The organism is Rhizobium rhododendri, from assembly GCF_007000325.2.
Lineage (GTDB): Bacteria > Pseudomonadota > Alphaproteobacteria > Rhizobiales > Rhizobiaceae > Rhizobium > Rhizobium rhododendri.
Genome location: NZ_CP117267.1, coordinates 1,876,660 through 1,890,955 on the forward strand (window position 1 = coordinate 1,876,660; position 14,296 = coordinate 1,890,955).

The following is a 14,296-nucleotide window of genomic DNA, read 5'->3' on the forward strand; positions in this document are numbered from 1 at the left end:
GCGGCAACGCCGAAACCGGCCTTGCGCCGCATTTGTCGACCATCGGGGTGACGCAATCAGCCAAACCGCCGACGTCCAAGCCTGACCCGCCGCTGACGATACCCATCGGACAACGCCACCGCGCAGTCAGAAATCCTAGCGGCCGACGGCCTGCACCAGACCTTCGCTGCAGCCGAACGCGGTACTACCGGCGCCCTGGATCAGCTTGCCCAGCCTCGGACCACTCTCGCCGGGCGATACCGCATCCTGCGACAAGCCGATGGTGAGCTCCGAAATCACCCGGGCGCTGCCGTTTCCGCGGCAGCTCATCTTGACGCGGTCACTGGCACCCTGGCCAAAACTTTTGTCGAATGCGGCCTTGATGCGTTCGGCATCCAGCGTCTTGCCGACGTTCGCCGCAAACAGCGCGCCGACGGCAGATGCGTTCAATTCATCGATCAGTGACACGGCAGTGCCGAAATAGGCGTCTGCCGAGAGTTTCGTGCAGGTTCCGTGCTTCAGCCACTCATGGCGCTCGAGGCCAGACTGCGTGCCCGGCATTGCCTTGCCGAGAGCGGCCTTGGTCGCCGCCGACAGTTCGACGGCAGGCAGGCTGTCCCAGCCATGACTGCGGTCGGCCTGTTGCAGCGCATCCGGCACACCGCAATAGTTCTGCCGCATCGGCCAGAGCCCGTGCAGCGAGAGGTGGGTGGCATCGAAGCCGTTGGCACTCTCGTCCCGGCACTCGGCTTTCTCAGCGTTGGTAGCGCAGAATGCCGGCTCCCAGCTGGCCGCAAGAATAAACCTAGTCTGTCCATCGCGCGCTTCGGCCGGAAGGGAGAGGCTGCCCAGCAAAACCGGCAGGCAGGAAAAAGCGGCCAGAAGCCTTAAAGAAACAACGCGCATGACAATCCACCCCAGGAACAATAAGAGAACAAGTAAGCAGATCGCATCTTCCGTCGCAAGCTGTAAATTCCCCACCGCCGGATTATCATTATCCTGTGCGCCTCCCCGAAGTTGCATTGCAAAGTTCCAGCCATTGCCGTCAGGTGCACCGATGCGAGGAGATCCCATGTTTCAAGAGATAAGACGGCACCAGAGCCCGACGGGCGCGGCACTTGCCTACCGTCATCAGCCCGCATCGGGCACGCCGCGCGGCATCCTTCTCGTGCTGCACGGGCTTGCCGAGCATTCCGGCCGCTACGGTCGCTTTGCCGAGGCGATGGCGGGCAACGGTTATCACGTCTACGCGCACGACCACCGTGGGCATGGCCGCACGAAAGCACCGGATGCGCCGCTTGGCCAGTTCGCCCGCAGCGATGGCGTGGTGTGCGTCATCGCGGACGTCATGGCGATGAGGTCGCTGGCCTCGGCTGACCACCCCGGCCTGCCTGTTGTCCTCTTCGGTCATTCCATGGGCGGACTGATCAGCCTTTCCGCCGCCATCGCCCATCCCGCAGACTTCGATGCCGTCGCAGTGTGGAACTCGAACTTTCATCCCGGCCTCGCCGGACGGGCTGGACAGCTGATCCTCGGCATCGAGCGCATGCTTAAAGGCTCGGATGTCCCGAGCGCCCTGCTACCGCGACTGACGTTCGGCGCCTGGGGGCAGTCCATCCCCGATCACCGGACGCCGTTCGATTGGTTGTCGACGGATGCGGCCGAGGTCGATGCATATATCGCCGACCCGCTCTCCGGCTTCGATGCCTGTGTATCGCTCTGGCGCGACTTGCTGGCCATGAGTTTTGCCGCACCTAGGCGACGCCACCTCGCCCGGCTACCTCCCACACTCCCAATCCACCTGGTTGCTGGCGCGCAGGATCCGGCGACGGATTACGGTAAAGCCATAACCTGGCTGGCAAACCGTTTGAAAGGATTCGACTTTTCGAATATCACAACGGAAATCTATAGCGAAATGCGGCACGAGACCCTGCATGAGGTCGATGCCAACAGGGCCACGGCGAACTTTGCCGCGTGGTGCGAACGCGTCTTGCCAAAGCCCTGACGCCGGAGGAATGTCGATGCAAAGCCCCAGCCATACGCTTGCCTCGCGGCATTCGTCGGAAATGACGATGGGCCTGACCCTGATGTTCGTGTCGGTCATGCTGTCGCCGATCGTCGACATCTTTTCCAAGCTGGCGGCTGTCACCATCCCGCCGGTCGAGGTCACAGCGGCACGCTTTCTTTTTCAATGCCTGTTCGCTCTGCCGATGATCGTCTGGAAACGCAGTTGGATGCCTGGCACGTGGCGGCAGAGAAGAATTCACGCCCTGCGTGGCAGCCTGCTGGTGCTGTCGATGATCACCTTCGTGACGACGTTACAGGTGATGGAGGTTGCCGATGCCATCGCCATCTTCTTCGTCCAGCCGATCATCCTCACCGTTCTCAGCAGCATCTTCCTGAAGGAAACAGTGGGTTGGCGGCGTTACGCGGCCTGCGTCGTCGGATTCAGTGGCGCCTTGCTGATCATCCAACCCAGCTTCCAGCAACTCGGCTTCGTTGCCTTGCTCCCCGTTGTTACCGCGATCTGCGGCTCGATCTTCGTGCTTTTGACGCGCGTCCTGTCCCATAGCGAACCGGCCTCCTCGATGCAGCTGAACACCGGCCTCTGGGGATTGCTGTTCTCCATGATCCTGCTGGCAATCGGCAGCCTCGCCGGCAATGCCATCCTGTCGCCTGTCATGCCGGACGCCACTGCCGCACTCCATCTCCTCGGCGTCGGCGTGACAGCAGCCGTCTGCGGGATGCTGACACTTTATGCATACCGCGCCGTCCGGGCATCGACGCTCGCACCGCTGCAGTATTTCGAGATCATTTCGGCGACGATCTTCGGCTGGCTGGTGTTCGACAATTTCCCGAACATGCTGAAATGGGTTGGCATTCTCATCATCATCTGCTCCGGTCTCTACATCCTGTGGCGCGAGCGGCGGCTTGCATCCAAGCCGGTATCCGATACATCTCAATCGCTCCGCGCACCCTGATCGAAGATCTGCAAAACATGACCAACCGACCGATAAAAAAGCCACCGCTCGCAGGCATCCGCGTCATCGAACTCGCGCGCGTGCTGGCAGGACCTTGGGCAGGCCAGATGCTGGCCGATCTCGGTGCCGATGTCATCAAGGTGGAAAACCCGGATGGCGGCGACGACACGCGCCAATGGGGACCTCCGTTTGTCGAGGATACCCACGGAGCCAACCTTTCCGCCGCCTATTACCACTCGGCCAATCGCGGCAAGCGTTCCATCGTCGCCGATCTGCGCACGGCCGAGGGCCAGGATCTGGTTCGCCGGCTGGCCATGACGGCGGACGTGCTGATCGAGAATTTCAAACTCGGCGGCCTCGTCAAATACGGCCTCGACTACGAGAGCCTCCACAAGCTCAATCCAAAACTGGTCTATTGCTCGATCACCGGCTTTGGCCAGACCGGTCCCTATGCCAATCTCGCCGGCTACGACTACATCGTCCAGGGCATGTCCGGCTTCATGTCGATCACCGGCGAGACAGACGGCCAGCCGATGAAGGCCGGCGTCGCCATCGCCGACATTTTCACCGGGATCTATGCTGTCTCGGCCATCGAGGCGGCCCTGATCCATGCCCTCAAATCCGGTGAAGGGCAACTGGTCGACATGGCGCTGCTCGACGTCCAGGCGGCAGTGCTGGCGAACCAGAACATGAACTACCTGATATCAGGCAAGGCGCCGGAGCGGCTGGGCAATGCTCATCCCAACATCTCTCCCTACGAGGTGGTGCCCGTCGCCGACGGCTTCCTGATCCTCGCCATTGGCAACGATGGCCAGTTCCGTCGTCTTTGCGGCCTGCTCGGTATCGAGGCTATCATCGGCGACGAGCGCTTCGCCACCAACAAGGCCCGCATCGCCAACCGCATGGAAGTTCGCCAACTCGTCTCGACCGAGACGCTGAAATGGACCAAGGCCGCCCTGCTGCAGCGCTGCGAGCAGAATGGCGTGCCGGCTGGTCCCATTAATACCATCGAGGAAATGTTCGCCGACCCCCAGGTGGTGGCGCGCGGCCTGCGCATCGATCTCGACGATGCAGCCGGCAATGCCATTCCGGGCGTCCGCACGCCGGTCATTCTCTCCGAAACACCCCTACGCTACGAACGGCCGAGCCCGAGGCTCGGCGAACATCAGGACGAGGTGCTGGCGGAACTCGCTGCCCTCGAAGGAAAGGCAAGATCATGAAACGCACAGGCGGCCAGCTCATCGTCGAGGCTTTGAAAGCCAATGGCGTCAAGCGCATCTCCTGCGTTCCCGGCGAAAGCTTCCTGGCCGTGCTCGACGCGCTGCATGACAGCGACATCGACGTTCTCGTCTGCCGCCAGGAAGGCGGTGCTGCGATGATGGCCGATGCCTGGGGCCGGCTGACCGGCGAACCCGGCATTTGCATGGTGACACGCGGCCCGGGCGCTACGAATGCTTCTGCCGGCCTCCATATCGCCCGCCAGGACTCCATCCCGATGATCCTCTTCATCGGCCAGGTGCAGCGCGATGCCCGCGAACGCGAGGCATTTCAGGAAGTCGAATATCGCCGCGCCTTCACCGAGTTCGCCAAGTGGGTCGGCGAGATCGACGATGCCACCCGCATTCCGGAGTTCGTCACCCGCGCCTTTGCCGTCGCCACATCCGGACGCCCCGGCCCCGTCGTGTTGAGCCTGCCCGAAGACATGCTGCGCGACCTCGTCGAGGCGCCTGAGGCAAAGCCCTACATGCCGGTGGCAAGCCATCCCGGTAAAAGCCAGATCGACGAACTCCAGCACCGGCTGATGGCTGCGGAGCGGCCGATGGTCATCGTCGGCGGCACGCGCTGGAACGACGAAGCGGTGGCATCGCTCCGCACGTTCGCCGAACGCTTCCAGCTGCCGGTCGGCTGCTCGTTCCGCCGGCAGATGCTGTTCGACAATCTGCATCCCTCCTATGCCGGCGACGTCGGCATAGGCATCAACCCGGCGCTCGGCAAGGAGATCAGGGAGGCCGACCTCCTCATCCTCATCGGCGGCCGCTTTTCCGAAATGCCGTCCTCCGGCTATACGCTGATGGACATCCCCTACCCGGCGCAGGCGCTGGTGCACATCCATCCCGATCCGTCGGAACTCGGGCGCGTCTACCGGCCGGATCTCGCCATCTGCGCCAGCCCTGCCGATTTCGTCTCCGCTCTGGCGGATCTTCCTGCGCCGGCAACGCCCATCTGGGCAGAGCGCACCGCCCGGATGCATGCCGCCTACCGCACATGGTCCAAAACCCCTGAAACCAGCCCAGGCGATGTCCACATGGGCCGGATCATGGACTGGATCGAGGCGAACACGGCAGCCGATACCATTTTCACCAATGGCGCCGGCAACTATGCGACGTGGCTGCACCGCTTCCATCGCTTCCGCCAGTTCAACACCCAGGCAGCCCCCGCCTCTGGCTCGATGGGCTACGGCCTGCCGGCGGCGGTGGCTGCGAAGGCATTGTTTCCAGAGCGTGAAGTCATCTGCTTTGCAGGCGACGGCTGCTTCATGATGCACGGACAGGAATTTGCGACGGCGGTGCAATACGGCCTGCCGATCATCACGCTGGTAATCAACAACGGCATGTACGGCACGATCCGCATGCACCAGGAACGCGACTATCCCGGCCGTGTCAGCGGCACGAAGCTCACCAACCCCGACTTCGCGGCCTTCGCCCGGGCCTATGGCGGCCATGGCGAGACGGTGAAGACAACCGCCGAGTTTGCACCCGCCATCGTGCGCGCACGGGCAAGCGGCAAGCCCGCGATCATCGAGATCGTACTCGACCCGCAGGCAATCACGCCAACGCGGACGCTCAACGAGATTGCCGGCCTGAAGTAGCTGCAGGGCGGCCTGCCATCAGGCCGCCTCGTCGGAACAGGTGTAGATCAGTAGGATGCCAGTACGGCGCTGCCAAAGTTCGGTTGCACACCCAAAAGCGGTGCAGCTCTGGTGATAATATCGCGAACCATCGGCGCGGCATTGTTGGTGGCGAAGGTCAGCCCCTTTTCACCCGTGCGCGGCTCGTCGCAGAAGCTGAAAACCACGTATCGCGGATTGTCGATCGGGAATGCCCCCAGAAAGTCGTTGAAGCTGAGCACATGCGAGTACTTGCCGTTGATGACCTTGTTAGCGGTACCTGTCTTTCCGCCGACATGGTAGCCCGGCACGTCGGCGCTCTTGCCCGAACCCTGCTCGCCATTGAGCTTGAAAAGCGCCCGCAGCGTGTCGCTGGTGCTTGGCTTAACGACAACCTTGGCAATTGCGTCCGCCTCCGCCTGCGTGCGCGGCAAGAAAGTCGGCTCGATCAGCCGACCGCCATCCATCAAGGCAGCGCCGGCAACGGCCGTCTGTAGCGGCGTCGTAGCCACGCCATGACCGAACGCGACGGTAATGGAGTTGATCTTCTTCCAGACTTTCGGCTGACTTGGCATCTTCACTTCAGGAAGCTCGGTCTGCATCTTCGACAACAGTCCTAGTCGTGCAAGATACGCCCTCTGTGCGTCCATTCCGACAATTTCGATCATGCGTGCAGTGCCGATATTCGAAGAATACCGAAAAATCTCGGGAACCGTAAGCCAGCGACGGGGCACGTCGCGGTCGTCGTGGATCGTGAAGCCGGCGACATGCAGAGACTGGGAGGCATCGAATGTATCGGTCAGCTTGACGCTGCCAGTGTCCATCGCCATGGCCATCGAGAAGGTCTTGAAGGTCGACCCCATTTCGTTGGTACCGTTCGTCATCCGATTGAGCCAACCATCGGCCCCATTTGCATTCGGCGCGTTCGGGTCGAAGTCCGGTGCAGACGCCATGGCCAGCACTTCGCCCGTTTTGATGTCGAGAATGACCGCGCCGGCTGATTTGCTCTGGTACTTCGTCAATGCATCCACGACGACATCGTGAACGATATTCTGAACTCGGATGTCGATCGACAGCTTCACCGGTTCAAGCGGTTCGCTGCTGGCAAGACCCGCCGACGTCAGGTCGGAAAGGCCCTGGTTGTCGAGATATTTCTCCATGCCGGCAACGCCATGATTGTCGATATCGACATAGCCAAGCACATGCGCAGCGGTGCTGCCGCCCGGATAGAAGCGGCGGACTTCCGGGCGGAAGCCGATGGCGGGAAGTCCGAGGGCGAGGATTTCGCCCTGCTGCTTCGGTGTCAGCTGACGCTCCAGCCAGACGAAATGAGATCGCTTGTCTGACAGCTTGCGATAGGTTGATTTCCTGTCGAGATTGGGAAATATCTTCGTCAGCTTTTCGATGGTGTCATCGACGTCGACCATCTTGATCGGCTCGGCATACATCGAGAAAGTCCGGATGTCGGTTGCCAGCAGCGCGCCGTTGCGATCCTCGATATCGGGACGCGAGGCCATGGCCGGACCTGCGGGAATGTTCGTCGTGTCGGCCTGCGGCTGCATGCCGAGGAAGATCAGCTTCCCGAACACCACGCAGTAGACGACGCAGAGAGTACCCGCCAAAATGCCGAGCCGCGACTTGCTCTGCCGTGATTTGCGGACATTGCCCTTCTTGGAACCCTTGCCGCGGGGGGCGCCAAGACTAAGCCTTATCAGGCGATCGCTGCGAAGCGTAAGGGCGTGGATAAGAGACATCGTCCAACTTTTTAACAGGCACGGATGCGGTTGAAGACGGCAACCTTATAATCAGATTAACTTAGCGTTAAGGATATTAAGAAACCGTAAAGCCGGAGGCACCGCTGCGCTCACGGTTCCGTTACGACCGCCTATCCACAAAAAAGCCGGCGAGGATAAGGCACCCGCCGGCTTTCTTTGTACAATACCAATGATCAGCCGATTGCGGCTGTGACCGTGAACTCGACCTTGTATTTCGGCGCGGCAAGCTTTGCCTCGCTGGTGGCGCGGGCCGGCGTGTTGGCCGGATCGACCCAGGCCTCCCAGGCAGCGTTCATCTCGGCGAAATACGACATGTCCGACAGATAAATCAGCGTCTGCAGGATCTTGGACTTGTCGGTGCCGGCAGCCGCCAGCAGGCGGTCGACTTCGGCCAGCGCGTATTTGCACTGTTCGGTAACGGTTTCGCCCTCGCCGACCTGGCCAGCGAGATATACGGTGTTACCGTGGACGACTGCGCCGCTCATGCGGGCGCCGGGGTCGATGCGCTTGATGCTCATGTGGTTCTCCTGATGGTGGTCGAATTCTATGGTCGTGATGCCGCAGGGCGCGGCACCGGCAGGCATGTCCGCAGGGTGCGGATTACATGCGCATATGCTTGGTCTTTTCGTAGATCGCCGTCGAGCGCGCGCCGGAGCGGCAGTAGCCGAGCATCGGGCGCGGAAACTCGTCCAGCGCATCCATCATGCTGCTGACCGCCTCCTCGGTGACGCCCATCGGGCCGACCGGCACATGCGCGACGATGAAGCCGAGTTCCTCGGCGCGCGTCGCGATATCGTCGAACAACGGCTGATCCGGGCTTTCATGGTCGGGACGATGGCAGACGATCGACTCGAAGCCCATCGCCTTGATCTCGTCGAGATCGTCGACCGATATCTGACCTGTGACCGAGTATTGGTCGTCGATCTTGCGGATATCCATAGCACATTCCTCCTTGAGACCGGTCTTTGGGATCGGCTTTCTCTGAAACGGTAACGCTGATCTACGACGCGAGGCCGCGAGCGTCAACCGCTCAGCCGGCCTCGACAAAAGCAAAGCTGAGGCCGAAATTCCGCCCCTCGCTCGGCTGCAGAATATTGAACTCGCCGGCCTCTTCGAGCTCTGCGCGTGGCAGCCACCGGTGCGACACCGGTTCGATCCCGAGCACATCGGCGGGTGCCTTCTGATTGCGCCAGACCTGTAAAAACGGCAGTGTCCCGGCTGCAATCCGCACCCGCAGCGTCTTGCCGCCAATCGCCGCAATCGGCCCGAGGGACACCTCGGAAAACGCGCCGTCCGTTGCCGGCGCCGGCACGCAGAATATGCCGCCGAGTTCCTCTCCGAAAGCCCAGGGGAAACCACCGCCTTCCAGCATTTGCCCGGTCAGGCGCACCGCGTCGTCGAACCATTTTCCACCGATGTTCATGTGATACATCAGGAACACAGGCATCGGCTCGCTGCCGGTGTTGATCACCCAGTCATCGAGGAAAACCTCGCCCGTCGCCCCGTCGATCCTCCACAAGCGCTCAAGCCGCGCTGTGCCTCCTTCGGCCGTCACCACGTCGACATCGGCCCGGCATTCCGCATCGCCCTTGTCGAAGCGGGTCCAGAGCACCCGGGCAGGCGTTGCCGAAAAGGACCCGTGCAGCGGATAGGTCCGGCCGGCATGGGGGCCGTGCATGGGCTCGCGATGGCGGATATGGTCCGGACCGCAGGTGAACAGAAAACCCTCGACCGAATGGGATATGCGCGCATCGCCATCGTCCGGAACGGCCTTGCCGGGCGCAAGGTCGATGCCATCTACGACACAGGCGCCGATATCCATCACCGACGCTTCGTCCAGGCTCAGCTTCGGCCCGTTAGTAGCTGAAAATTCGATCATCCGCAGTACCCTCCCTTGCGCCGGCGCTGCCTGCCCGCCACCGCGCGTTATAACACTGTTAACCATACCGAACGTGGCCTGCATCACGAAATCAGGAGCCGGCAACCAATCCCGCAGCGCGGCGTTACGTCGATAACCACAACGTGACGAATTTTTATCTTTTATTCAGCATGCTGCCGAAATATTCCACACTCGTGTCAAGATTGAAGTGTGTGTGGCAACCGACGACCGATCGAGGACAGACCTAACGTGAACCGATTCTTCCAGACAGGCTTATCGCTGGCCGCCGTGCTTGCTGCTTCCGTCGCGACGCTCTCGCCCGTCGAGGCGCAGCAATACTACGGAGGCCAGAACAGTGACACGGTGCTGGTCGCACCCGATGGACGCATCCTTGAGCAGATCCCGGAACAGGGCGACGTCGTGATGACGCGCGACCGCCGCGGCAACCGCGTCCTCGTCGACCGCTACGGCACCGTCATCGCAACCGAAATGCGCGCCAGCACCTATTACCCCAAGGCTCCGAGCCGCGATGGATATGGCGGCAGCGACACGAACCGTTATGGCGATACCGAACTCAGCAGCAACCGCGGCTACGGCAACGATTACGGCAACGGCCAGCCAGACGATTTCTACGGCCAGCGGGAACCCGGCGCCGTCACCGGCGGCATTCCGGGCAGCGGCTCCATAGAACGGATACCTTTGGACAACCAGGGCATTCCGGATGCCCAGGGCAATGGCGGCGGAAATGGCGACTACGCGTCGCTCAACCCCGATGACGCCCCCGCAAGACCGAGAACGGCAGAGCCCGTCATCACCCTCAAAAACAAGTCGAAGATGGAGATCACCGCGCTTGAGGTGTTCCTCGATCGCAAGGGCATTTCACCCGGTGCCATCGACGGCCGGATCGGCGGCAACGTCACCAAGGCTATCTACGCCTACCAGCAAATGACCGGCCAGCAACTCGACCCGAACAACACCGACGCGATCCTCGAGGACCTTCGCAACTCCGGCGGCATGCCGATCGTCAACTACACGATCACGCCGGCAGACGCAGCCGGACCTTACGTCGCCGAAATTCCGGAAGACTATGCCAAGAAGGCAAGCCTGACGTCGCTCGGATACACCTCCACGACCGAAATGCTCGCCGAGCGCTTCCATATGGATGAGGGTTATCTGAAAGAGATCAACCCGGGTGTGGATTTCACCGTGCCGGGTTCAACGGTTAAGGTCGTCAACATCGGCCCGCCGAAGACCGGCGAAGTCGCCCGCATCGTCGCCGACAAGGCGCGCAAGCAGGTGTTCGCCTATGACGCCAGCGGCGCACTGATATCCGCCTATCCGGCATCGATCGGCTCGACCGACACCCCCTCGCCTTCGGGGACGGTCACCGTCGAGCGCGTCGCCTTCAATCCGGGCTACACCTACAATCCGAAGATCAATTTCAAGCAGGGCGCCAACGACAAGGTGCTGGACATTCCTCCAGGCCCCAACGGTCCGGTCGGTACTGTCTGGATGGCCCTATCGAAGCCGACATATGGTATCCATGGAACGCCAGAGCCTTCCAAGATCGGCAAGTCGCAGAGCCACGGCTGCGTGCGTCTGACGAACTGGGACGCAACGGAACTGGCAAAGATGGTCAAGCCCGGCACCGTCGTCGAATTCGTCGACTAGAAAAAATCAGACACGATAAAAAGCTGCCGGACATCCCTCCGGCAGCTTTGTTATTTCAAGAGCTCTGGTTTCAGGAGTAAGCACTGCCTTCCTCGCATATTGACCAAGCGCGATAGGCAGTTCCGAAATGAAAGTTTGATGGCGGCATTGCGCCAAGAGCTGCCATACTCAATTCAACTTTTGAAAGTCGGAAAAGGGGCAGGGAGGGGACTGGCGGCTTTGAACCAATTGAGGGCAATAGCAGACATCAATCGGCATTCGGCATTGCGGTGAACGGGGCATCGTTCGGGGTGTGTCCCGGAGTCAAACATAAAAGGGAAAATCAGCACACCGCCGGCATTGGGCCTGCGTTTTGTTGATAACTACGAGTTTCGACACCCCATCGATTGTATGTTACGTGTGCTAGTATAGGTTGCGGGCTGCTGCCATTGTCGCAAAACACCTCTAAGTAAAGCTTTGATTATGCACCAAGCTGGCCCGCCGAAAACTGTGCTTCAAACGATACTGGATTGGTCGCAAGGGCGTCCATTGTGGCAGCGAGATGCACTGCGGCGTATTGTAACGGGTGGTACACTTGATGCTGCGGCCATCGACCAAGTTTTGGACCTCTGTAAGAAAGAGCACGGCGCGCCCGATATCTCACTGATGGCCGCAGCGCTGGAAGCGGTGCATTTGCCTGCGAACCCCGGTAACGGCGCAACCATCGCATTAGTCTCCCTCGGCGATGTCGTCGGCGTGAACCAATTGGCTCCGAGGCAGACCCTTACGTTCGAACAACAGGGCCTGACAGTTGTTTACGGACCAAACGGAGCCGGCAAATCGGGATATGGGCGAGTGTTGAAGCGTGCCTGCAGGGCACGCAAAGCCGGTGAAATTATGCCCGACGCATTTTCCTTAACGATCGGCGGCAAGGCCACGGCCAGTTTTACAATCTCGCAAGACGGCGTGCAGCAGTCTGTGCTGCCATGGGAGGACAACAAGAATCCTGATCCGGTGCTTTCTGCCGTTAGCGTGTTCGACCGCGAATGCGGCGCAGTCCACATCCAGGACAAGACAGAGGTTGCCTTCCGGCCGTTCGGGCTCGACATTCCCGACGACCTCGCGGCGGTCTGCACGCAGATCAAAGTGCTGCTACAGGCCGAAGAGACCCAGTTCAAGGCGCTCCGCGATCCCGTGTTCGAGATGCCTACTTGGCGGGCGACCACAGCCGTCGGGCGTATCATGTCCAATCTCAAGCACAATACCAAGCTGGAGCCGCTGGCGACCCTCGCAGTCATGACCGATGCCGAACGGGCACGGCTCCAGCAACTCACCGAAGACCTCGCCAAAAATCCGGTTGAGGCCGCCGCCGAGCAGCACCAGTTTGCCGATGGTATCGCGAGGGTCCTGCGCTATCTCAGAAAGGTTGAGGAATACTATTCCGACGACGCTATCAACACGCTGAAATCGCTTGCAGACGATGCCAGAACCAAACGGTTTGCCGCGACGATCGCCGCGGAAAACGCCTTCAAGGACGCCACCTTCCCCGGCGTCGGCGCGGAAGTATGGCGGGAGCTATGGGAGGCGGCGCGGCACTATTCTAAGCATGTTGAGCGGCAGTTCCCGGCGGCGGAAGGTGAACACTGCATATTGTGCCATCAGCCGCTCAACGCCGAGGCCGGTGCGCGGCTGGGCGGCTTCGAGGGTTTCATCCGCGATGATACGGAAAAGCAGGCTGACGCGGCCGAGAAGGTCTATATGAATACACTCAAAGAGTTCCGGATGCGTAAACCGGATATTCGGCTAGTGGCGGACATACGCAGGCGGATTTCCATCCAGCGCGCTGATGTCGCCGCCGAGGTGCTGCGCTTTATGGCCACCGCCGATCTGCGTAGACTACAGTGTCTGCGAGACATCGAGCACAGCGTTGTCATGACACTGTCGCCGATGTCGGTGATCCCGGAAGCAGAGCTGCTGGCACTTGAAAGTGACACCCGTACCTATGCCGGCCAGTTAGAGGCGGCAGCCGATGTCGTAGGCCGTCAGATCCTGCAGGCCGAGCATGACGAGCTCGAAGACCGAGCTGCAGCTACCGCCCTTCACGCGGTCGCCACGAAGGAGGTCAAGCGGCTGGCAAAGCTCGAGCGCATTGCCAAGTGCCTGGGGCAGACCGCGACGACAACTATCACGAAACTTGGCAACGCACTTGCCGATGATATCATTACTCCCCGGATGCGTGATCGCTTCCAGAGAGAGATCATCAGGCTTGCGGCGGAAAAGGTGCGTGTTGAAGTGGTGCGTTCCGGCGGCCAGTACGGCTCGCCAAACTACCAAATCCGTCTGTTCGCAAATCCCAAGACCAAGGTGCATCTGGTGCTGAGTGAAGGCGAGCAAACCTGCGTAGCACTGGCGGCTTTCCTGACCGAGCTCGCGACAGCCACACACAAGTCCGCACTCATCTTCGACGACCCTGTGACATCGCTCGACCACCGCTGGCGCAAGAAGGTCGCGCAAAGGCTCGTGGAGGAGGCGAAGGAACGTCAAATTATTGTTTTCACCCACGACCTGGTGTTCGTGAACGATCTGAATGACAACGCCCGCGGCCAAGGCATTCCCGCCAAGCTTGCAAACCTTTCACGCGGCCCGGAAGGTACTGGTATCGTGGGCGATGGATTGCCGTGGGATCATGCTGGCGTCAAGGCGCGCTTGGACCGGCTCGAGAAAGACCAACGGGCTGCCAAGGCTCTTTATGATGCCAACGACGAGGACGGCTACCGCAGCTCCGGCGTCAGACTTTACGGTTTTCTGCGGGCCACGTGGGAGCGCGCGCTCGAGGAGATCGTTTTCGCAGGTGTGCTGATGCGGCACCGGGATTACATTGATACCAAGCATTTGAAGAAGGTCACCGCGCTTTTGGAGACGGATACGGAAGCGTTCCGAGCAGCGTTTAAGAAATGCAGCGACATCATCGAGGCGCATGATCCGTCGCGCGTTCGTAATGAGGAGCCACCGCCACCTTCGGAGATCTCGGACGATATTAAGGCCCTAAAGGACTGGGCCGACGCTCTTCGTATTCGGCAGAATGCAGTAGCATAGTCATTCTGAGGCCCGCGTAGGAAACATGGCGCGGCAGCGAGGCTATGCC

The 14,296-nt window shown here is 60.8% G+C and carries 11 protein-coding genes; 6 read left to right on the top strand and 5 right to left on the bottom strand.

The annotated features are described in order from the left end of the window. Positions 1-135: 135 nt before the first annotated feature. Positions 136-885, bottom strand: coding sequence for a ribonuclease T2 family protein (locus tag PR018_RS09205; RefSeq protein ID WP_142831461.1), 750 nt, complete (start codon positions 883-885; stop codon positions 136-138). A 166-nt stretch (positions 886-1,051) separates the two neighbouring features. On the opposite strand from PR018_RS09205, the gene PR018_RS09210 reads away from it, so the two are divergent. From PR018_RS09210 to PR018_RS09225, 4 genes are read left to right on the top strand one after another with little or no spacing between them, the layout of a single operon-like run. Beyond that, on the top strand, positions 1,052-1,984 hold the full coding sequence (locus PR018_RS09210) for an alpha/beta fold hydrolase (RefSeq protein ID WP_142823222.1): 933 nt from the start codon (positions 1,052-1,054) through the stop codon (positions 1,982-1,984). A 16-nt stretch (positions 1,985-2,000) separates the two neighbouring features. Next, positions 2,001-2,960 (top strand): DMT family transporter, encoded by a 960-nt coding sequence (locus PR018_RS09215; protein WP_142823223.1) that lies wholly within the window; start codon positions 2,001-2,003, stop codon positions 2,958-2,960. A gap of 17 nt (positions 2,961-2,977) precedes the next feature. Further along, positions 2,978-4,180, top strand: coding sequence for a succinate--glutarate CoA-transferase (gene caiB, locus PR018_RS09220; protein WP_142823224.1), 1,203 nt, complete (start codon positions 2,978-2,980; stop codon positions 4,178-4,180). Then, positions 4,177-5,829, top strand: a complete 1,653-nt coding sequence (locus PR018_RS09225; RefSeq protein ID WP_142823225.1) for a thiamine pyrophosphate-binding protein — start codon at positions 4,177-4,179, stop codon at positions 5,827-5,829. Before caiB ends, PR018_RS09225 begins: the two co-directional genes overlap by 4 nt. 47 nt (positions 5,830-5,876) lie before the next feature. On the opposite strand, the gene PR018_RS09230 is transcribed toward PR018_RS09225, so the two are convergent. From PR018_RS09230 to PR018_RS09245, 4 genes are all read right to left on the bottom strand, one after another. Beyond that, positions 5,877-7,601, bottom strand: a complete 1,725-nt coding sequence (locus tag PR018_RS09230) for a peptidoglycan D,D-transpeptidase FtsI family protein (RefSeq protein ID WP_142823226.1) — start codon at positions 7,599-7,601, stop codon at positions 5,877-5,879. Between the two features lie 194 nt (positions 7,602-7,795). Beyond that, the gene (locus PR018_RS09235; RefSeq protein WP_111223016.1) at positions 7,796-8,140 is read right to left on the bottom strand and encodes a RidA family protein; all 345 of its coding nucleotides are present in this window, start codon (positions 8,138-8,140) and stop codon (positions 7,796-7,798) included. An 82-nt stretch (positions 8,141-8,222) separates the two neighbouring features. Further along, a complete protein-coding gene (locus PR018_RS09240; protein WP_142823227.1) occupies positions 8,223-8,561 on the bottom strand; it encodes a protein tyrosine phosphatase family protein in 339 nt (112 codons plus the stop codon). A gap of 91 nt (positions 8,562-8,652) precedes the next feature. After that, complete coding sequence (locus tag PR018_RS09245) at positions 8,653-9,501, bottom strand: DUF4432 family protein (protein ID WP_142823228.1); 849 nt, start codon at positions 9,499-9,501, stop codon at positions 8,653-8,655. A 249-nt stretch (positions 9,502-9,750) separates the two neighbouring features. On the opposite strand from PR018_RS09245, the gene PR018_RS09250 reads away from it, so the two are divergent. Next, positions 9,751-11,172, top strand: a complete 1,422-nt coding sequence (locus PR018_RS09250) for a L,D-transpeptidase (protein WP_142823229.1) — start codon at positions 9,751-9,753, stop codon at positions 11,170-11,172. 645 nt (positions 11,173-11,817) lie between these two features. Next, on the top strand, positions 11,818-14,247 hold the full coding sequence (locus tag PR018_RS09255; protein ID WP_244616922.1) for an AAA family ATPase: 2,430 nt from the start codon (positions 11,818-11,820) through the stop codon (positions 14,245-14,247). The last annotated feature ends 49 nt before the right edge of the window (positions 14,248-14,296 follow it).

Bases quoted from the DNA above. Each gene is read 5' to 3' on its own strand.
- PR018_RS09205 (WP_142831461.1), bottom strand. From the start codon at position 885: ATGCGCGTTGTTTCTTTAAGGCTTCTGGCCGCTTTTTCCTGCCTGCCG.
- PR018_RS09210 (WP_142823222.1), top strand. From the start codon at position 1,052: ATGTTTCAAGAGATAAGACGGCACCAGAGCCCGACGGGCGCGGCACTT.
- PR018_RS09215 (WP_142823223.1), top strand. From the start codon at position 2,001: ATGCAAAGCCCCAGCCATACGCTTGCCTCGCGGCATTCGTCGGAAATG.
- caiB (WP_142823224.1), top strand. From the start codon at position 2,978: ATGACCAACCGACCGATAAAAAAGCCACCGCTCGCAGGCATCCGCGTC.
- PR018_RS09225 (WP_142823225.1), top strand. From the start codon at position 4,177: ATGAAACGCACAGGCGGCCAGCTCATCGTCGAGGCTTTGAAAGCCAAT.
- PR018_RS09230 (WP_142823226.1), bottom strand. From the start codon at position 7,601: ATGTCTCTTATCCACGCCCTTACGCTTCGCAGCGATCGCCTGATAAGG.
- PR018_RS09235 (WP_111223016.1), bottom strand. From the start codon at position 8,140: ATGAGCATCAAGCGCATCGACCCCGGCGCCCGCATGAGCGGCGCAGTC.
- PR018_RS09240 (WP_142823227.1), bottom strand. From the start codon at position 8,561: ATGGATATCCGCAAGATCGACGACCAATACTCGGTCACAGGTCAGATA.
- PR018_RS09245 (WP_142823228.1), bottom strand. From the start codon at position 9,501: ATGATCGAATTTTCAGCTACTAACGGGCCGAAGCTGAGCCTGGACGAA.
- PR018_RS09255 (WP_244616922.1), top strand. From the start codon at position 11,818: ATGGCCGCAGCGCTGGAAGCGGTGCATTTGCCTGCGAACCCCGGTAAC.